The organism is Serratia sp. Tan611, assembly GCF_905188235.1.
In the GTDB taxonomy this organism is placed as follows: domain Bacteria; phylum Pseudomonadota; class Gammaproteobacteria; order Enterobacterales; family Enterobacteriaceae; genus Serratia_B; species Serratia_B rhizosphaerae.
Map to the genome: position 1 here is coordinate 3,015,149 of NZ_LR994655.1, position 18,299 is coordinate 3,033,447.

Consider the following 18,299-nt stretch of genomic DNA (forward strand, 5'->3'; position numbering starts at 1 on the left):
ATTACTGATAATTGACAATCACCTGGTTGCTGAGCACCCGCAGCGGAGGAAACAGCGCGCCGCGCGTCTGCACAACATAGCTGAAGCGCAGCTCGCTGGCCGCCGGCGCGTCCTGCAACGCCAGCGTAGTGCCGCTGGCGCCTGCGAGCGGTACGCAACGTCCCGGCATGCACAGCTGCACCTGTAAACCAGCCGGCGGCGGTGATGTCAGCAGATAACGCCAGCTGACGCTGACGATGCGCGCCTCATCGCTCGGCAAGACATTCGGCGGCCGCAGCGCGGACGACTGCGCGCTGATACCGCCGTGGCTCAGCGTCGCCCCCAGCCCGTCCGCCGCCCAGGAGCCGGAGACCGCCTGCGCCGCCGGCACGCCGAACAGCCACAGCAGCAGCCACAGACGCCTCATCAGACGCCGCCGATGGTGGCGGTCATGCGAATTTGGCGATCATCATTGATTTCCAGATTCGACAGCACCACCAGTTGCGGCAGACTGCGGCGCAGAAAGCGCGACAGCAGCGGCCGCAGCGCGTGATTGACCAGCAACACCGGCGGCGCGCTGTGCATTTCCTGACGCTGCAGCGCCTGCTGCGCCTGTTCCAACAGCCTTTCGGCCAGCCCCGGCTCCAGCCCGCCGCCGTTCTGCAGCGCCTGCAGCAACAGACGTTCCAGTTGGGTATCCAGGCCAATCACCTGAATTTCACCGTTGCCCGGGAACCACTGCTGGGTTATCGCCCTTCCCAGCGCGACGCGCACCACGGCGGTCAGTTCATACGGATCGCTCTGCGTCGGCGCATGCTCTACCAACGTTTCAATAATGGTGCGCATATCGCGAATCGAAATACGTTCCGCCAGCAGATTTTGCAGCACCTTGTGCAGCGTGGTCAGCGAGACCACGCCGGGCACAAAGTCCTCGGTGAGCTTCGGCATATCCTGCGTCACGCGGTCCAGCAGTTGCTGCGCCTCCTGACGGCCAAACAGTTCGCTGGCGAACTGGCCGATCAGATGATTCAGGTGGGTAGCCACCACGGTGCTGGCCTCCACCACCGTGAAACCCTGAATTTGCGCCTGCTCGCGCAGCGCGCTGTCGATCCACACCGCTTCCAGACCAAAGGCCGGATCGACGGTTTTCTCGCCGGGCAGTTCCCCCGCCGCATTACCGGGGTTAATCGCCAGCCAGCGCCCCGGATGCGCTTCACCGCTGCCGATTTCCACGCCCTTCATTAGAATACGGTAGCGGGCCGGCGGCAGCTCAAGATTGTCGCGGATATGCACCACCGGCGGCAGGTAGCCCATCTCCTGGGCGAATTTTTTGCGGATGCTGCGGATACGCCCCAGCAGCTCGCCATCCTGCTGGAAGTCCACCATCGGGATCAGCCGATAGCCCACTTCCATGCCCAGCGGATCTTCCAGCTGAACGTCCGACCAGCTGGCCTCCAGCGCCTGCGGGTTATCCTGCGGCGCGGCCGGTGCTTCCGCCTGACGCGGCGCCTGCTGCTCACGGCCGCGCAGCCACCAGGCCAGCCCCAGCAGCCCGGCGGTAAACAGCAGGAACACCAGATTCGGCATGCCCGGCACCAGCCCCAACAGCCCCAACACCCCGGCGCTGAGCAGCATCACGCGCGGGTTGTTGAACAGCTGGCCGACCATCTGCTCGCCAACGTCCTGATCGGTCGCCACGCGGGTGACGATCACGCCTGCGGCGGTAGAGATCACCAGCGCCGGGATCTGCGCCACCAGCCCGTCGCCGATGGTCAGCAGCGTATAGCTCTCCGCCGCCGCCCCCAACGGCATACCGTGCTGCACCACGCCGACCAACAGGCCGCCGACCACGTTCAGCACCATAATCATTAGGCCGGCAATCGCATCGCCGCGCACAAATTTACTGGCGCCGTCCATCGAGCCGTAGAAATCCGCCTCCTGCGTCACCTCGGCGCGGCGTTTTTTCGCCTCTTCTTCGCCAATCAGTCCGGCGTTCAGGTCGGCGTCGATCGCCATCTGCTTGCCCGGCATGCCGTCGAGCACAAAACGCGCGCCCACTTCGGCAATCCGCCCGGCCCCCTTGGTGATCACCATAAAGTTAATCAGCACCAGAATAATAAACACCACGATGCCGATGGCGAAGTTACCGCCGACCAGGAAGTGGCCGAAGGCTTCCACCACCCGTCCCGCCGCCGCAGAGCCGGTATGCCCTTCCATCAGAATGATGCGGGTCGAGGCCACGTTCAGCGACAGGCGCAGCAGAGTCGAGAACAGCAAAATGGTGGGAAACGCGGCGAACTCCAGCGTGCGCTGGGTAAACATCGCCACCAGCAGCACCATAATCGACAGTGTGATATTGAAGGTGAACAGCAGATCGAGGATAAACGACGGCAGCGGCAGCACCATCATCGACAGAATCAGCAGAATCAGCACCGGGCCGGCAAGCACCTGCCACTGCGTATCTTTAAAATTCCCCGGCAAACGAAGCAGGGAGGCCAAATTAGCCATCAGCGTTACTTTCTCCAGCAAAATCCAGTGCGTCCGGCACCGGTAAATGTTCAGGTTTTTTCGGGATCAGCCCCCCTTCCCGCTGCCAGCGGCGTAGCTGGTACACCCAGGCCAACACTTCGGCGACCGCGGCATACAGGGTAGTGGGAATATGTTGGCCAATCTCGCTGTGACGGTACAGCGCGCGCGCCAGCGGCGGCGCCTCCAGCAGCGGGATACGGTGTTCTCCCGCCAGTTCGCGGATGCGCAGCGCAATCTCGCCGGCGCCTTTCGCCAGCACCTTCGGCGCGCTCATCTTTTTATCGTTGTACTGCAGCGCCACCGCGTAGTGCGTCGGGTTGGTGACGATCACGTCCGCCTTCGGCACGTCCGCCATCATGCGGCGGCGGGCGGCGGCGCGCTGCTGCTGGCGAATCCGCCCCTTCACGTGCGGATCGCCCTCCTGCTCCTTAAACTCGTCGCGAATATCCTGCTTGGTCATCTTCAGCTTTTTGAAGTGGCTCCACAGCTGATAAAACACGTCGAACGCCACCATCGGCACCAGGCCAAGCACCACCAGCAGGCCGCAGAACACCACCATCTGCAGCGCGTTGGCCATCGCATCCAGCGGCTGCTGCGTCACCAGATGCAGCATCGCCGCCCAGTTGTGCCACAGATACAGACCGGTCACCCAGCCCACCAGCAGCGCTTTAAGCACGCCTTTCAGCAGCTCCGCCAGCACCTGGCTGGAAAAGATGCGTTTCAGGCCGGACAGCGGGTTCAGCCGTTTGAGATCGAACTTGAGTGATTTGGCGCTGAACAGCAGCCCTCCCAACAGCATCGGCGCGGTCAGCGCCACCAGCACCAGCCCCGCCAGCACCGGCAACAGCGCCCACACCGCCTGACGCAGCAACGTGGCCAGCTGGCGCAGCATCTGCTTATCGTTATTCACCATGGCGTGATCGAAATGCAGGCCGCCGGCCAGCATCTGCGACAGCTCCCGGGCCATATTGCTGCCCCCCAGCCACAGACACGCCAACCCCACGATCAGCATCAGCATGGACGTCAGTTCGCGCGAACGCGGGATCTGCCCCTCTTTCCGCGCTTTTTCCAACCGATGGGGCGTGGGGGCCTCGCTTTTTTCCAGATCGCTGTCTTCAGCCACTGCCTGTTCACCGTGCCGGAAAGGAATAAAATTGCGGTCAGCATGACAAAAAAATGCGGAGTTTATTGATGGAACAGCGCGGGAAAAGGTGAGTTATTTCGGGGATGGGGAACGACCGGACGCGGAGATTACGGTCAGTTTTGCCGCCGCAGAGCATCGATTACACAAAAAATATCACCGGACGCGGCGACCCGCGCCCGGTATCCCTCAGAAACCGAGGCTGTCGAGCAGGTCGTCCACCTGCTCCTGATTGGCGATCACGCCGACGCCGTTCTGATCGAGCTGCGGACCGTTGAGTAAACTGTCATTCGGCCGCTTATCTTTAACCGGCTGCTCCGGAATATTCTCCATCAGCACCATCAGCAGCTGTTTTTCGATCTCCTGCACCACGCTCATCATGCGTTTGATGACCTGACCGGTCAGATCCTGGAAGTCCTGCGCCATCATGATTTCCAGCAGCTGCGCGTTGGTAAAGGCGGTGTGCTCCGGCACCTGCGCCAGGTACTGACGGGTATCGCTGACCAGCACGCGCGCCTCCGCCAGCTCGATCGGATTGGCGAACCACTCATCCCAACGCCCCTGCAGTGCCTTCGCGCCGGTTTCCAGCTCCGCCTGGCGCGGTTGCGCCGCTTCAACGCAGTTCAGGGCGCGTTCCGCCGCCTGCGCCGTCATGGTCACGACATAGTCCAGCCGGTCGCGCGCATCCGGTATCGCCTCCGCCGCCTGGGCGATCGCCTGGTCAAGTCCCAGCTCGCGCATGCTGTCGCGCAGCATCCGCGTCAACTGGCCGATACGGGCGATAATCTCCCCCGCGCTCGCCGCATCGCTGGCAGGCATCGGAATATTTGTCATGGCGCTTTCTCCTTACATGCCCAGTTTTTCGAAGATCTTATTGAGCTTCTCTTCCAGCGTCGCCGCCGTGAACGGCTTCACCACATAGCCGCTGGCGCCGGCCTGCGCCGCCGCAATAATGTTCTCTTTCTTAGCTTCGGCGGTCACCATCAGCACCGGCAGTTTCGCCAACTGTCCGTCGGCGCGAATCGCCTGCAGCAGCTCCAGGCCGTCCATGTTCGGCATGTTCCAGTCGGAGACCACAAAGTCAAAACCGCCAGCCTGCAGTTTGCCCAGCGCGTCGGCGCCGTCCTCCGCCTCTTCCACATTATTGAAGCCCAGCTCTTTCAGTAAGTTCCTGACGATGCGACGCATGGTTGAGAAGTCGTCCACCACGAGAAATCTGAGATTTTTATCTGCCATAGTTAGTCCTAAGGTTTAATGCTCATTATTGAGCCAATTGCAGCAACAGCCGCGCCGCCGCTACTCCGGCGACGCCGGCTAAATCCGTTCGCCCCCGACGCAGGCGGCGTCAGATACGCAGCGCCTGCCCTCCGGCGATTTGCGCCAGCATGCGCTGGCTTATCCGTTCCAGTTCCACCACTTCGCTGACGCCGCCGCCGGCGATAGCCTCGCGCGGCATACCGAACACCACGCAGCTGTTTTCATCCTGCGCCAGGGTATAGGCGCCGGCGCGGTGCATTTCCAGCATGCCGGCGGCGCCGTCGTTCCCCATGCCGGTCAGGATCACCCCGACCGCATTGCGCCCGGCGAACTGCGCCACCGAACGGAACAGCACGTCCACCGCCGGCCGGTGCCGGTTGACCGGCGGTCCGTCATGCAGCTTCACCTGATAGTTGGCGCCGCTGCGCGCCAGCTCCAGGTGACGATCACCCGGCGCGATGTAAGCGTGCCCCGGCAGCACGCGCTCGCCGTCTTCCGCCTCTTTCACCGTAATCTGGCACAGTTTGTTCAGACGCTCGGCAAAGGAGCGGGTGAACCCCGGCGGCATATGCTGCGTGATCAGCAGCGCCGGACTGGTGGCCGGTAACGGCTGCAGCACCTGACGAATCGCCTCGGTGCCGCCGGTGGAGGCGCCGATGGCGATCAGCTTTTCGCTGCTGAGCAGCGGCGTATGACTGAGGATCGGCGGCGCGGCGGCGCGCGTACGCGACGGCAGGCGCGCACGGGCGGCGGTGCGAATCTTTTCGGCGATCAGCTCGCTGTACGCCAGCATGCCTTCGCGGATGCCCAACTGCGGCTTGGTGACGAAATCAATCGCCCCCAGTTCCAGCGCCCGCAGGGTAATTTCCGAGCCTTTGCCGGTTAGCGATGACACCATCACCACCGGCATCGGCCGCAGACGCATCAGCTTTTCAAGGAATTCCAATCCGTCCATGCGCGGCATTTCGACGTCCAGCGTCAGCACCTGCGGATTAAATTTTTTGATGAGATCGCGCGCCACCAACGGATCCGGCGCGGTCGCCACCATTTCCATATCCGCGTGGCTGTTGACAATTTCACACATCAGCTGCCGCATCAGGGCGGAGTCATCTACGCTTAACACTCTGATTTTACTCATTACCTCTCCTTGGTCAGGCCATACACGGTCTGCCCGCGCAAGTAGACATCCCGGCTGATCTGGCTGAAGTTTTCGGAATGACCGGCAAACAGCAGCCCGCCAGGCTTCAATAGGGGAACAAACCGACGCAGAATCTTTTCCTGCGTCGCCTTATCGAAATAGATCATCACGTTGCGGCAAAAAATAGCGTCGAACTGCCCCGGCAGATCCCACTGCGGCGCCAGCAGGTTCAGCGGCTGAAAGTGCACCTGCGCCGCCAGTTCCGGCCGGATACGCACCAGCCCCTGATGCGGCCCGGTGCCGCGTAAAAAGTAGCGCTGCATCTGCCCCGCCGTCAGCGTGCGCAGGTCCTCCTGCCGGTAGATGCCCGCCTGCGCCTTCTCCAGCACCTGCGTATCAATATCGCTGGCCCATACCTGAAAGCCGCCGCCCCGTTGCCCCAACGTTTCGCTCAGGGTGATGGCGATGGAATACGGCTCTTCGCCGGTCGAGGCGGCGGTACTCCAGACGCAGTAGCCGTTCGGGCGCGTGCGGGCATGTTCGGCCAGAATAGGAAAGTGGTGAGCCTCACGAAAAAACGCCGTCAGGTTGGTGGTCAGCGCATTGATAAACGCCTGCCATTCGGCGCTGTTGACGTCGCTCTCCAACTGCGCCAGATAGCTGCCGAAATCATTGATGCCCAGCAGGCGCAGGCGGCGCACCAGGCGGTTGTACACCATTTCCCGTTTATGCTCCGCCAGCACGATGCCGGCGCGCTGATAAATCAGCTGGCTGATACGGCGAAAATGCACGTCGGACAGCGGCAGACGCTGCGCCATCTGCGCCAGCGGCGTCGCCGCGCCATGAGGTAAAGGCTTCATCGAGTCTTACCCGGAAAAGAACTCGGTTTTATGCTGTTTGACAATCTGGCGTCTCCTTTTGCCTCTGTAACCACTCTGCGGCCGGCACGCTGACGTGCGCGTCCGCCAGACGAAATACCGACACCGCATCCGCCAGGGCGATCGCCTGCTCTTCCAGACCGCTGGCGGCAGAGGCCGCCTCGACCACCAGCGCCGCATTCTGCTGTGTCACCTGATCCATTTGCGTCACCGCCTGCGTCACCTGTTCAATGCCGCGGCTTTGCTCATCGGACGCGGACGTAATTTCCCCCATGATGTCGGTAACCCGCGTTACCGAACGCACGATGTCCTGCATGGTGGCGCCGGAGTGTTCCACCAGCGTCGACCCCTGCTGCACCCGCGCCACCGACTCATCGATCAAATCTTTAATCTCTTTCGCCGCCTGCGCGCTGCGCTGCGCCAGACTGCGCACCTCACCGGCCACCACGGCGAAACCGCGCCCCTGTTCGCCGGCGCGCGCCGCCTCCACCGCCGCGTTAAGCGCCAGGATATTGGTCTGGAAGGCAATAGCGTCGATGACGCCGGTAATGGCGCCGATTTTCTGCGAACTGCCGGAGATAGCGCACATGGTATCGACCACCTCGCCCGCCAGTTCGCCGCCTTTGGCGGCGATGGTCGACGCATCGCGCGCCAGTTGCGTGGCCTGGCGCGCATTGTCGGCGTTCTGTTTCACCGTTGAGGTCAATTGCTCCATGCTGGCGGCGGTTTCTTCCAGCGAGGCGGCCTGCTGCTCGGTGCGGGAAGAGAGGTCGTTATTGCCTGCCGCAATCTCCTGCAGCCCGATCAGCATGGCTTGTGTCCCGTCCTGCACTGCGCCGACGGTATTGGCCAGCGACTGCTGCATCTGCCGCAGCCCGGCGAATAGCGCGCTGATTTCATTGTTGCCTTTCACCTCCACCGGCATCGCCAGATCGCCGGCGGCGATGCGTTCAAAATGGCGGCGCATGGTTTTCAGCGGCCCCAGCAGCACGGTCTGCTGCCACCAAATGGCGCTGCCGGCGACGACGAACAGCATCAGCACCGCGCCCGCCAGCATCCAGCCGCCCAAGGCGTAGGCCCGCTGATTGGCCTGCTGCGCCTGCGCCATCTCGCCCCTCAAGTGCTGCAGGTAATGCGTGAACTCCGTGTCAAACTGCGCCTGTATTTGCTGCGTGGGCTGCGCCATAAAAGCCTGCAGGTTGCCGCTCTCCAACAAACCGATCAGCTCCAGCAGCGCTGCGCGCAACCGCTGATAGCGGGCCGTCAGGCGGCGTTCACTCTCGCCGGCGGGCGCAAGCGTCTGAAACTGACCAAAACCCTGCTCGGCGCTCTGCAGCGAACGGCGGGCGTCATCCATCAGGGGGTTCACCTGCTCCTGCGGCAGCTGCAGCGCAGCACGGGTGCCGGCGCGGTTCAGGCTATTGCGCGCCTGCAGCAATGCAATCCGGCTCATCGTCAACACGTCACGCTGTTGACTTCCCTGCGTTATCACCTCAAAGCTGCGGCTGTCGGCGCGGAAGGCGCTGAACGACAGACCGGTGCTGATCAGCTGCATCAGACAAAAACAGAACATCAGCAGATACAGGCTGATGGAAATACGGACTCGGTTAAACATGATGAATCTCCTTTCATCCGGACGCGGCCAGCCGACGACGGAACAGAGGCGCTTTCTCCGCAACCGCCGCGCTACAGCATGCGGCGGTTACGGCACCTCAGAGTCAGAACGTTTCCCAGTTATCCTGCGTCTCGCCGACGCTGGCTTTACGCGGCGTAATGCTCGGGACAGCCGCCTTGCTGATGACCGGCGCGTTGACGGTTTCCTGACTGTTGTTATGCAGGCGGAACACCGCGACGGAGCGCGTCAGCAGGCTGACCTGCTCCTCCAGCGCCGCGGCCGCAGAGGCCGACTCTTCCACCAGTGAGGCGTTCTGTTGCGTGACGCGGTCCATTTCCGCCACCGCCTGGCCGACCTGGTCGATCCCACGGCTCTGCTCGTCGGACGCGGAGGCGATTTCTCCCATAATGTCGGTGACCCGCGTCACCGCATTGACGATATCGCCCATGGTTTCGCCGGCGCTTTCCACCAGTACCGATCCCATATCGACACGGCTGACCGAGTCATCAATCAGTCCTTTAATTTCTTTTGCCGCCTGCGCGCTGCGCTGCGCCAGATTGCGCACTTCGCCGGCCACCACGGCAAAACCGCGCCCCTGTTCACCAGCGCGCGCCGCTTCCACCGCCGCGTTAAGCGCCAGAATATTGGTCTGGAAGGCAATGCCGTCGATCACGCTGGTAATATCAGCGATTTTCTGCGAACTGCCGGCGATATCGTGCATAGTCTGCACGACGTCAGCGACCACCTTGCCGCCCTTCTGCGCGGTTTCAGAGGCGCTCAGCGCCAGTTGGCTGGCCTGGCGCGCATTTTCCGCATTCTGTTTCACCGTGGCGGTCAGTTGCTCCATGCTGGCGGCAGTTTCTTCCAGCGAAGCCGCCTGCTGTTCAGTGCGGGAGGAGAGATCGTTATTACCGGCGGCGATTTCCGACGCGCCGCTGTAGATAGCGTCGGCCCCCTGACGCACGCCGCTGACGGTGTTAGTCAGTTCGGCCTGCATATGCTGCAGGCTGGCGGCCAGCACGCCCATCTCGTTGCGGCTGCCGACGTCGATCGACCGGGTCAGATCGCCGGCGGCAATGTGTTTGATATGTTCGATAATGCGGTTAAGCGGACGCACCAGAATATGATGAATACCGCTCCATACCAGCACGATCGCCGCCAGCACCACCAGCAGCACGGTCACCAATGTCCAGAGCGCCGAACTATAAGAGCGTTCGTTGGCCTCTACCGCATCGTGATACAGCTCGCCGTTTTTCATCAGATACGCGACATAGACCTGTTCGAAGGCGTCCTGGTAGCTTTGAGTCGGTTGGTCGAAGAAGGCGTTGATTTTGCCGGCGTCCAGCAGTTGGATCAGCTCCGACAGCGCGCCGTATAAAATGTGATACTGCTGCTTAAGCTTTTCAGCAGCCTGCCGGTCCTGTCGCTCGCCAAGCGGGACTTTTTCGTAAGCGGCGTAACGCTGCTGCGCCTCGCCGAGCGCGCTGCGGGCCGATGCCAGTAAATCCTGCACGCTGGCGCCGCTGCCGATTTTATTGGCATCCATCATGTAGCGGATGCCCGCGCGGTTCAGCGTATTGCGGGCCTGCAACAGGCTTACCCAGCTGCCGTTCAGTTCGGACTGCTGCTGTCGGATAGTCTGCAATACGGTGAAGTTTTCCTTATCGCTCTTGAGCGAGGAGAAGAACAGTCCGCCGGAAATCAGCTGCAACGCACCAAACAACACCAGCACCAACAGCAGGCTGGTCACGACTTTCATACGATTAAACATGTGTCCCCTTCTTGGAATGCCACTCGGATAAATCCCAAAACGTTATCTGTCTGGGTTATCGGCGGCGCCGAAGAGAACTTTATGGTTGCGGGTAACTATTTTGTGTGAGTCGGTTACCGCCGTTGCACCGCCCGGAGACGGCGGCACAACGGCGACGGCCATCTGTGAATCAGGCGCTTTTCACCACGCTGTCGACCAGCGACATCTCTTCGCTGCTCAGCAGTTTTTCAATATCCACCAGGATCAGCATCCGTTCACCCAGCGCCCCCAGCCCGGTGAGGTATTCAGTCGCCAGCGTGACGGCAAATTCCGGCGCCGGCCGGATCTGCTCGGCGGTCAGCGACAGTACGTCGGACACGCCGTCCACCACAATACCTACCACCCGCTGGCTGAGGTTGAGCACAATCACCACGGTGTTTTCATCGTAAGAGACGTCCTGCTGGGCAAACTTCACCCGCAGATCGATAATCGGCACGATCACGCCGCGCAGGTTGGTCACCCCTTTAATAAACGCCGGCGTATTGGCGATGCGCGTCACCTGGTCATAACCACGGATCTCTTGCACCTTCAGAATATCAATGCCGTACTCTTCATTACCCAGCGTAAAAATCAGGAACTCCTGCCCTACGGTTTCACCAGCCATTTTGCTGACGCTTGCCAATCCAGCCATATTCATGCCCTATCCAAGTCGGTTAACGAGTTACGCCGCCGCCTCCGGCAGCAGCTTTTCACGGTTCAACGTCTGCAGCGCCGACACATCGACGATCAGCGCCACGCTGCCGTCACCCAAAATGGTCGCTGCGGAAATGCCCGGCACCTTGCGGTAGTTGCTTTCCAGGTTTTTCACCACCACCTGATGCTGGCCGATCAACTGATCCACCAGCAGCGCGTAGCGCCGGCCGGCGCTTTGCAGTATCACCACGATGCCCTGCGTCGCTTCGGTTTTCGCGCCGGCAACGTCGAAGATACGGTACAGCTCAACCAGCGGCAGGTATTCGCCACGCACCTGCAGCACCCGCTCGCCGCCGGCCAGCGGATGCAGATCTTCCGCCTGCGGCTGCAGCGACTCCATCACCGCGTTCAGCGGCAGGATAAACACCTCGTCATTCACCTTGACCGACATCCCGTCCAGGATCGCCAGCGTCAGCGGCAGCAAAATACGGATAGAGGTTCCCTTGGCCGCCTGCGAATGAATTTCTACATGGCCGCCCATCTCCTGAATGTTTCTCTTCACTACGTCCATGCCGACGCCGCGGCCGGAGACGTCGGTCACCTGTTCCGCGGTGGAAAAGCCCGGCGCGAAGATCAGCATACCAACCTCTTCGTCGCTCATGCTGTCGCTGACCGCCAGCCCCTGCGCGGCCGCCTTGGCCAGGATTTTTTCCCGGTTCAGCCCGGCGCCGTCGTCAGTCACCTCAATGCAGATATTGCCGCCCTGATGCTCCGCCGACAGAATCAGGTTGCCGACCTCCGGCTTGCCCGCAGCCAGACGCACCTGCGGGTCTTCAATCCCGTGGTCCAGGCTGTTGCGCACCAGGTGGGTCAACGGATCGATAATGCGCTCTATCAGGCTCTTATCCAGTTCGGTGGAGCTGCCCTGTAACGTCAGCTCTACCTGCTTGTTCAGCTTGCCGGCCAGGTCCCGCACCAGCCGCGGGAAGCGGCTGAACACGTACTCCATCGGCATCATGCGGATCGACATCACCGACTCCTGCAAGTCACGTGCGTTGCGCTCCAGCTGGCTCATGCTGTTGAGCAGGTCGCCGTGCGCGACCGGATCCAGCGTGCCGGAACGCTGCGCCAGCATCGACTGGGTGATCACCAACTCGCCGACCAGGTTGATCAACTGGTCCACCTTCTCGACCGCCACGCGGATACTGCTGGACTCCGTCGCCGCTTTGCTGCGCGGCTTCGGCGCGTCTGCCGCCGGCGCCGCCGTTTGCACCGCCGGTGGAACAGGCCCGGCCACTTTTGCCGCCTCAGCCGGCGAGACTGTGGTCGCAGCGAAGGCAATCTGCTCAGGCTCCAGCACAAAGCAGAGCACCGCGCTGATATCCTCTTCGCTGACGGACGTCAGCAGCGTCACCGACAGGCTGTTTTCACCCTGCTGCGGATCGCGCACTTCGCCGAGGTTACCCAGTTCTTCCAGCAACAGCGGGATTTCGTTCGGTTTCAGATCGGTCAGTGAAATATGCAGCCCGCCGGCTCCGGCTGACGCGGACGGCGGCATCGCCGGGGCGGCCACCTCAGGCTCCGCTGCCGGCGGTGCGGGAGCGTCCTGTTGCGCTTCCAGCGCCAACTGCCGCAGCGCCTGACAGATATAGGCAAAGCTGTCGGCATCGGGTTGTTGTGACGTTTTATAGGCGTCCAGTTGCTCCTGCATAATGTCTTTGGTTTCCAGAAACAGGTTGATAATCTCGGTGCTCAGGCTCATTTCCTGGCGCCGCGCGCTGTCCAGCAGGTTTTCCAACAGATGGGTGGTTTCCTGCAGAATGCTAAAACCGAAGGTGGCCGCACCGCCTTTAATCGAATGGGCCGCGCGGAAAATGGCGTTCAGCGGTTCGATATCCGGCGCCAGCGGATCCAGCTCCAGCAGGTGCTGTTCCATATCGGCCAGCAGCTCGTCTGCTTCATCGAAAAAGGTCTGATAAAAAGCGCTAATATCCATACTCACGGGATCACCTCTACTGTGAGACGCTGTGGGTTAGTCGATGGGCCTGCCGCCGGCGCTGGTGAGATGGCCGTCGTCGGCGCCTCCGGCTGTGGAGCCTCCGGCGCTGACGGCTGAACCGCCGCTTCTCCAGCCGGCGTCTTTTGTGTCGACGCGGCAACAGGCTGCGGCGCCAGTTGCTTCAGCGCCTGCGGCCGGCTGATTTCCGCCGCCTCGCTTTTGGCGTTTTCATGCTCGATGCCCTGCTGCGTTTGTTTATTCAGCACCAGGATCGTGATGCGCCGGTTCATCGAATCATCCGCCCCGTGCTGCTTCAGACTCATGGTGGCGGCCATGCCCACCACGCGCAGCACTTTGCCTTCCGCCAGCCCGCCGGCAATCAGCTCTCGCCGTGAGGCGTTGGCGCGATCGGCGGACAGTTCCCAGTTGCTGTAATAGCGCTCGCCGGTGGCGTACGGCAGATCGTCAGTATGGCCAGACAGGCTGATTTTATTGGGTAAGTCATTCAGGATCGGCGCAATTGCCCGCAGAATATCGCGCATATAATTCTCCACCTGCGCGCTGCCGGTTTTGAACATCGGCCGGTTCTTGCCGTCGATAATCTGGATGCGCAACCCTTCATCCATCAGGTTAATCAGCAGGTGCGGCCGCAGCGCCCTGAGGCGCGGGTCGGACTCAATCAGCTGATCCAGCCGCTCGCGCAACTTATTGAACCTCCGCGCTTCCGCCTGCTGTTCGGCGTTCGGCTGTTTTTTTACCAGCCCGTCCTGCCGGGTGGGATCCTCGCCGCCGCCGGGAATCGGGCTGCTTTCGGCACTGCTTTTGTTGCCGCCGGTCAGCGCCACTTTCAGCGGCGTACGGAAATATTCGGCGATTTGCGTTAACTCCTGCGGACTGGCGATGGCCAACAGCCACATCACCAAAAAGAACGCCATCATCGCCGTCATAAAGTCGGCATAGGCGATTTTCCAGGAACCACCGTGATGCGCGTTATGGTGCGCCTTACGCTTGCGAACCAGGACGACCGGGTGATTCTGCTTCATGCCTGCTCTTCTTCCGCTGCCTGCTGCGCCGGCGCCCTCACCTGACGAACATGTTCTTCCAGTTCCACAAAGGACGGCCGCTCCGTGGTGTACAGGGTTTTACGGCCGAATTCGACGGCAATTTGCGGCGCGTAGCCGTTCAGGCTGGAGAGCAGCGTCACCTTGATGCACTGCATCATTTTGACGTTCTCCGCGCTCTTTTGCCGCAGCAGGGTGGCAAGCGGAGAAATAAAACCGTAAGCCAGCAGGATCCCAAGGAAAGTCCCCACCATCGCATTGGCGATCAGCGCCCCCAGCTCCGCCGCCGGCCGGTCAGCCGAGGCCAGCGCGTGCACCACGCCCATCACGGCGGCGACGATGCCGAACGCCGGCAGTGAATCGCCGACCATTGCCAGACTGCCGGCCGGCACCTCGCTTTCCTGCTCGAAGGTTTCAATCTCTTCATCCATCAGCGCCTCAATTTCAAACGCGTTCATATTGCCGCTCACCATCAACCGTAAATAGTCGGTAATAAATTCCACCAAATGGTTATCGGCAAGAATGCGCGGATAATTAGAGAAAATTTCACTCTCCTGCGGGTTATCAATATCGAACTCCAGCGACAGCATCCCCTGCTGGCGTGATTTGGACAGCAGGCGAAACAGCAACGCCATCAAATCCATATACAGCGCTTTGTTGTATTTTGAGCGGCGCATCAGCGTAGGTATGGCGCGCAGCGTGGCCTTGATCGCTTTACCGTTGTTGCCGACGATAAACGCGCCAACGCCGGCGCCGCCGATAATCAGGAACTCCGCCGGCTGATACAGCGCGCCGAGGTGGCCACCCACGATCATATAGCCGCCAAATACCGTGGCCAGAACCACTACGTAACCCAAAATAACTAACACACGCATTCCTTAATTAAACGAGGTGGATGGAGGACGGGAGCAATGCCAAACGCCATCGTAGCGGCGCAACAGCCTGCGCCGACGGGAGCCGCCGGCTCCCCTACGTATGGGTGATAAATTGATGCCGTAAGCCGGAGGAACCCCGGCTTACATTGCGCGTTTAACCGGCTCGTCCAACAGTTGTGGAATAATATCGGCCAGTTGCGGCGAAAGTTTACGTCTTTTTACGGCGCGGGATGGGGGTTGGCATAAACTGCAGACGAAATTGCTCAGCGGCTGATGCGCATGAGTGATAAACGTACCGCCGCAGCTGCTGCAGGCGGAAAGCTGCAGCATATCGCTGTCGACAAAGCGCACCAGCGTCCAGGCGCGGGTCAGCGCCAGCAACGGCGGCTCGCCCGGCTGCTGGGGACACTGTTCCAGATATAAACGGTAGGCTTTGATCACCGCCTCAACGCCCGTGCATTGCCCGCTTTTGAGCAAGAAACAATAGGCGTTATAGAACATCGACGAGTGAATGTTATGTTCCCAGGTCATAAACCAGTCGGTAGAGAACGGCAGCATGCCTTTCGGCGGCGGACTGCCGCGCAGTTCCTTGTACAGCTTGATTAATCTGCCGCGGCTGAGCTGCGTCTCGCTTTCCAGCATCTGCAGCCGTGCTCCCAGAGCGATCAACTCCATGGCAAGCTGGATATCCTTGGCTTCCTTGACAATACTCTTATCCGCCATCTTCAAGCCCTTTTCTTCATCGCGCAGTCCTGCTTACCGGAGAGCTCTTGCAATAAATGGCTTGAGAGCAAAATCCCGGTGTGGATCTGCTGCAGGTCATCAACACGCGACTCTTTTGTCAGCTGTGTGATGGTTTGATGATCGTTAAAACGGAAATGGCACACCAGCTGGTTGGTCTCCGCCAGCTTGACCATTTGCGGTAACGTTAATTGCGACAGGGCGTCGGCCATATCCTCATCAATCCCCAGACGGAACATTGCCGATGCTTTTTCATCATTAATCAAACGCTGTGCTAAAAGTAAGTACGACAAATTGATGTCGTATATATGCTTAAGTAATTCAGACGTACCCATATTTCCCATCCCGACAGACTATGTTTAAAAACATACGCTGGGTGATAATTTTATCGCCCGTGACTTGGGTTTTCTCGAAGTTGGCAAATGAATCCTGATTATCATCCGTGAAAAGAGAGTGCCGATTTCACGCTCCCGGAACGTCATTCAGTAAATAATTCGCTCTCAAATCCATGTGAATAGGTATGCAACACCCTGCTCCGCTGGTTGCGAAATCACGGTGAAGCTTTTTTACAAGTTAATAAGATTATTCCTAAACAACAGCAACTCTACCCCCGATCCGTTAGCACACACAACGCAAGCATACGGCAATTTTAAATACAATGTGACGTAGATCACAAAAATGCAGCCTTTTTAACTCAAATATCAGGTTGGCAGCATTTTTTTGCACAGATTAGTGCGTAAAAAAGCGCCACAAGTAAAAAAACGTCTGAAAAGAGATATTTATCAGCCAAAAAAATAGCTTTTTTAGATCAATTCGAACAAAAGCGTCACCAAACCAAAATCACAGAACAAAAATCTGCACATCTCGGATAAATACAGAGTAAATAGCTAGTTAACAGCAATCTAACCATCAGCACGCTAACAATTAGCCGCATCAACTATAAGGTTGTTTGTAGGTAAGATATCGCAAAAAGTGCAGATTTCAGTGAATCACTATTCGACAATAGCGAATAGTCTTGGCAAAGCGCCGGGCTAGTGCGGGACAAAAGCCAAGAGATGTAACAAAGCATATCCACCGACGCGGGCCATCTGCATAAAATAAATGTATAGAGCGCGTTAATCTAACTATCGGCAGGATGGTTTAATCCTTTAATTGTTTTTTTATATTTCCGCAAAAAAACAATCTGAAAAACTGCGCCAGATTAATACATTCGCGGAGTTTTGTATTTTCCCGTCTTTTATGCCAGGTGTATATTTCCTTTATCCCTGCCATTCATCGCTCAAAACCAACGGCTCAGACACTCGCCTGTTTATCGTTTTCCCGCCGATGTGCCAGGCCAGTGTTCGACACCAAATGTCCCCCGAATAGCCGGACGTTTTCTCACTCGGGGTTATCGCGGCCCCCAAGCAACGCAAAACAGGTTGCCGGCGCATCCCGCCCATCGGCACAGATACGCCACACTTCCCCGCCGCCTTCCGGAAATATTCAACACGCCATGACTGACATAAATCTGAAAATGCAGCCTGAACGCTGCCGGCCAGCTTAAGACTAGGCTGAATTCATAAAAAATCGGGCGTTGCCGCATTGCTGACAACGCACGGGCATATTACTATTCTGGCGCTTATGCGCACTTGGCGCGTTATTTTTCACCGGTGCTCGTTTTTCACCATAGTTTCTACTTTTTAGTCTGTCGTCCATACACGGCAACGGTGCAATCACTCTACATATGTGATTTTTCCTAATCACAACTATTAACAGGCTATATTTAAATCATGACAACTACCCTAGAATACCTGATGACATTTCGTAAATGCTCCAGCCTGGACAGCCTGGAAAAGGTTTACGACAAGCTACACTACTCGATTGATAATGATACAGAAATGAGCAACATGTACCGTGCGGCAGACCACCGGCGCGCCGAGTTGGTTTCAGGTAAACTGTTTGACCTGGGAAAAATTCCTAAAACATTATGGGCCCGCGTGCTTTAATTTTTTCCTGCGAATCATAACGTGCGCAACCACCGTTATCTTTAATTGCTCAATAAAGGCTTTTTGGAAAATTTATTGTCGCGCGTGATGCAAAACACGGTTATTTCCCTCATCAGCTTCTACGATTATTTATCGGGACAATAGATGGAGAGGAAATATGGGATATCAAAAGGTGCTGGTTGCCGTCGCCGTGGCCGCCGACAGTCAATTATTAGTGCAAAAAGCGGTCTCCATCGTCCGTCCCTACAACGGACAGCTCACGTTGTTAAGCATGGTGGCGAACCCTGAGCTTTATAATAGTTTCGCCGGCCCGATGCTCGGCGATCTGCGCAACCTGATGGAAGAAGAGACCCGATTGTTCCTGGAACAACTCCGCCAGCAGGCCGGCTATCCGATCGCCGACTTACTGGTGGTGCAGGGAGAACTGGGGGACGGCCTCAGCTACGCCTGCCAGCAGCGCAGTTTTGATCTGGTTATCTGCGGCAATCACAGCGGCCATCTGATGAACAAGCTGAGCTGTTCAGCCGCGCGGTTTATCGATACCAGCCGGACAGATGTGCTGATCGTCCCGCTCTGACCCGGCGCGGCGCGGAGCACTTTCCGTTGGTTGTTCCCCACCGCTTCTGACTAGACTAGGGGCTGGTACCCGCAGCTC

At 59.0% G+C, this 18,299-nt stretch carries 17 protein-coding genes; 2 read left to right on the top strand and 15 right to left on the bottom strand.

Annotated features, from left to right (window positions below):
* Position 1: 1 nt before the first annotated feature.
* From TAN611_RS14295 to flhD, 15 genes are all read right to left on the bottom strand, one after another.
* Positions 2-406 (bottom strand): flagellar protein FlhE, encoded by a 405-nt coding sequence (locus TAN611_RS14295; protein WP_203066607.1) that lies wholly within the window; start codon positions 404-406, stop codon positions 2-4.
* Positions 406-2,487 carry a flagellar biosynthesis protein FlhA gene (gene flhA / locus TAN611_RS14300; RefSeq protein WP_203066608.1) on the bottom strand — a complete coding sequence of 694 codons (2,082 nt, stop codon included), beginning with the start codon at positions 2,485-2,487 and terminating at the stop codon, positions 406-408. The genes TAN611_RS14295 and flhA overlap by 1 nt, the downstream gene beginning before the upstream one ends.
* Positions 2,480-3,631 (bottom strand): flagellar biosynthesis protein FlhB, encoded by a 1,152-nt coding sequence (flhB, locus tag TAN611_RS14305; protein ID WP_105231595.1) that lies wholly within the window; start codon positions 3,629-3,631, stop codon positions 2,480-2,482. The genes flhA and flhB overlap by 8 nt, the downstream gene beginning before the upstream one ends.
* Positions 3,632-3,838: 207 nt before the next feature.
* Complete coding sequence (gene cheZ / locus TAN611_RS14310; protein WP_105231596.1) at positions 3,839-4,483, bottom strand: protein phosphatase CheZ; 645 nt, start codon at positions 4,481-4,483, stop codon at positions 3,839-3,841.
* Positions 4,484-4,495: 12 nt separating this feature from the next.
* Positions 4,496-4,885 (bottom strand): chemotaxis response regulator CheY, encoded by a 390-nt coding sequence (gene cheY / locus TAN611_RS14315; protein WP_105231597.1) that lies wholly within the window; start codon positions 4,883-4,885, stop codon positions 4,496-4,498.
* A 109-nt stretch (positions 4,886-4,994) separates the two neighbouring features.
* Complete coding sequence (locus TAN611_RS14320) at positions 4,995-6,044, bottom strand: chemotaxis response regulator protein-glutamate methylesterase (protein ID WP_187044501.1); 1,050 nt, start codon at positions 6,042-6,044, stop codon at positions 4,995-4,997.
* Positions 6,044-6,904 carry a protein-glutamate O-methyltransferase CheR gene (gene cheR, locus TAN611_RS14325; protein ID WP_197949791.1) on the bottom strand — a complete coding sequence of 287 codons (861 nt, stop codon included), beginning with the start codon at positions 6,902-6,904 and terminating at the stop codon, positions 6,044-6,046. The genes TAN611_RS14320 and cheR overlap by 1 nt, the downstream gene beginning before the upstream one ends.
* Positions 6,905-6,932: 28 nt before the next feature.
* Positions 6,933-8,537, bottom strand: a complete 1,605-nt coding sequence (locus tag TAN611_RS14330) for a methyl-accepting chemotaxis protein (RefSeq protein WP_203066609.1) — start codon at positions 8,535-8,537, stop codon at positions 6,933-6,935.
* 103 nt (positions 8,538-8,640) lie between these two features.
* Positions 8,641-10,308 (bottom strand): methyl-accepting chemotaxis protein, encoded by a 1,668-nt coding sequence (locus tag TAN611_RS14335; RefSeq protein ID WP_203066610.1) that lies wholly within the window; start codon positions 10,306-10,308, stop codon positions 8,641-8,643.
* A gap of 169 nt (positions 10,309-10,477) precedes the next feature.
* Entirely contained in the window at positions 10,478-10,978 is a 501-nt protein-coding gene (cheW, locus tag TAN611_RS14340) for a chemotaxis protein CheW (protein WP_105233410.1), read from the bottom strand.
* A 30-nt stretch (positions 10,979-11,008) separates the two neighbouring features.
* The gene (gene cheA / locus TAN611_RS14345; protein WP_203066611.1) at positions 11,009-12,982 is read right to left on the bottom strand and encodes a chemotaxis protein CheA; all 1,974 of its coding nucleotides are present in this window, start codon (positions 12,980-12,982) and stop codon (positions 11,009-11,011) included.
* A complete protein-coding gene (motB, locus tag TAN611_RS14350) occupies positions 12,979-14,022 on the bottom strand; it encodes a flagellar motor protein MotB (RefSeq protein WP_203066612.1) in 1,044 nt (347 codons plus the stop codon). The genes cheA and motB overlap by 4 nt, the downstream gene beginning before the upstream one ends.
* A complete protein-coding gene (gene motA / locus TAN611_RS14355; RefSeq protein ID WP_105231604.1) occupies positions 14,019-14,909 on the bottom strand; it encodes a flagellar motor stator protein MotA in 891 nt (296 codons plus the stop codon). The genes motB and motA overlap by 4 nt, the downstream gene beginning before the upstream one ends.
* A gap of 147 nt (positions 14,910-15,056) precedes the next feature.
* A complete protein-coding gene (gene flhC / locus TAN611_RS14360) occupies positions 15,057-15,638 on the bottom strand; it encodes a flagellar transcriptional regulator FlhC (RefSeq protein WP_105231605.1) in 582 nt (193 codons plus the stop codon).
* Between the two features lie 2 nt (positions 15,639-15,640).
* Complete coding sequence (gene flhD, locus TAN611_RS14365) at positions 15,641-15,991, bottom strand: flagellar transcriptional regulator FlhD (RefSeq protein WP_203066613.1); 351 nt, start codon at positions 15,989-15,991, stop codon at positions 15,641-15,643.
* Positions 15,992-17,428: 1,437 nt separating this feature from the next.
* Between flhD and ydgT the strand changes: the two genes are divergently transcribed.
* Positions 17,429-17,644 carry a transcription modulator YdgT gene (gene ydgT, locus TAN611_RS14370; RefSeq protein WP_105231607.1) on the top strand — a complete coding sequence of 72 codons (216 nt, stop codon included), beginning with the start codon at positions 17,429-17,431 and terminating at the stop codon, positions 17,642-17,644.
* A 157-nt stretch (positions 17,645-17,801) separates the two neighbouring features.
* Positions 17,802-18,221 carry a universal stress protein UspC gene (gene uspC, locus TAN611_RS14375; protein ID WP_203066614.1) on the top strand — a complete coding sequence of 140 codons (420 nt, stop codon included), beginning with the start codon at positions 17,802-17,804 and terminating at the stop codon, positions 18,219-18,221.
* Positions 18,222-18,299: the final 78 nt, after the last annotated feature.

Coding starts and splice junctions, on each gene's coding strand:
- TAN611_RS14335 (WP_203066610.1), bottom strand. CDS start 10,308: ATGTTTAATCGTATGAAAGTCGTGACCAGCCTGCTGTTGGTGCTGGTG.
- TAN611_RS14320 (WP_187044501.1), bottom strand. CDS start 6,044: ATGAGTAAAATCAGAGTGTTAAGCGTAGATGACTCCGCCCTGATGCGG.
- ydgT (WP_105231607.1), top strand. CDS start 17,429: ATGACAACTACCCTAGAATACCTGATGACATTTCGTAAATGCTCCAGC.
- cheY (WP_105231597.1), bottom strand. CDS start 4,885: ATGGCAGATAAAAATCTCAGATTTCTCGTGGTGGACGACTTCTCAACC.
- uspC (WP_203066614.1), top strand. CDS start 17,802: ATGGGATATCAAAAGGTGCTGGTTGCCGTCGCCGTGGCCGCCGACAGT.
- flhC (WP_105231605.1), bottom strand. CDS start 15,638: ATGGCGGATAAGAGTATTGTCAAGGAAGCCAAGGATATCCAGCTTGCC.
- TAN611_RS14295 (WP_203066607.1), bottom strand. CDS start 406: ATGAGGCGTCTGTGGCTGCTGCTGTGGCTGTTCGGCGTGCCGGCGGCG.
- flhD (WP_203066613.1), bottom strand. CDS start 15,991: ATGGGTACGTCTGAATTACTTAAGCATATATACGACATCAATTTGTCG.
- cheW (WP_105233410.1), bottom strand. CDS start 10,978: ATGGCTGGATTGGCAAGCGTCAGCAAAATGGCTGGTGAAACCGTAGGG.
- motB (WP_203066612.1), bottom strand. CDS start 14,022: ATGAAGCAGAATCACCCGGTCGTCCTGGTTCGCAAGCGTAAGGCGCAC.
- flhA (WP_203066608.1), bottom strand. CDS start 2,487: ATGGCTAATTTGGCCTCCCTGCTTCGTTTGCCGGGGAATTTTAAAGAT.
- cheR (WP_197949791.1), bottom strand. CDS start 6,904: ATGAAGCCTTTACCTCATGGCGCGGCGACGCCGCTGGCGCAGATGGCG.
- TAN611_RS14330 (WP_203066609.1), bottom strand. CDS start 8,537: ATGTTTAACCGAGTCCGTATTTCCATCAGCCTGTATCTGCTGATGTTC.
- cheZ (WP_105231596.1), bottom strand. CDS start 4,483: ATGACAAATATTCCGATGCCTGCCAGCGATGCGGCGAGCGCGGGGGAG.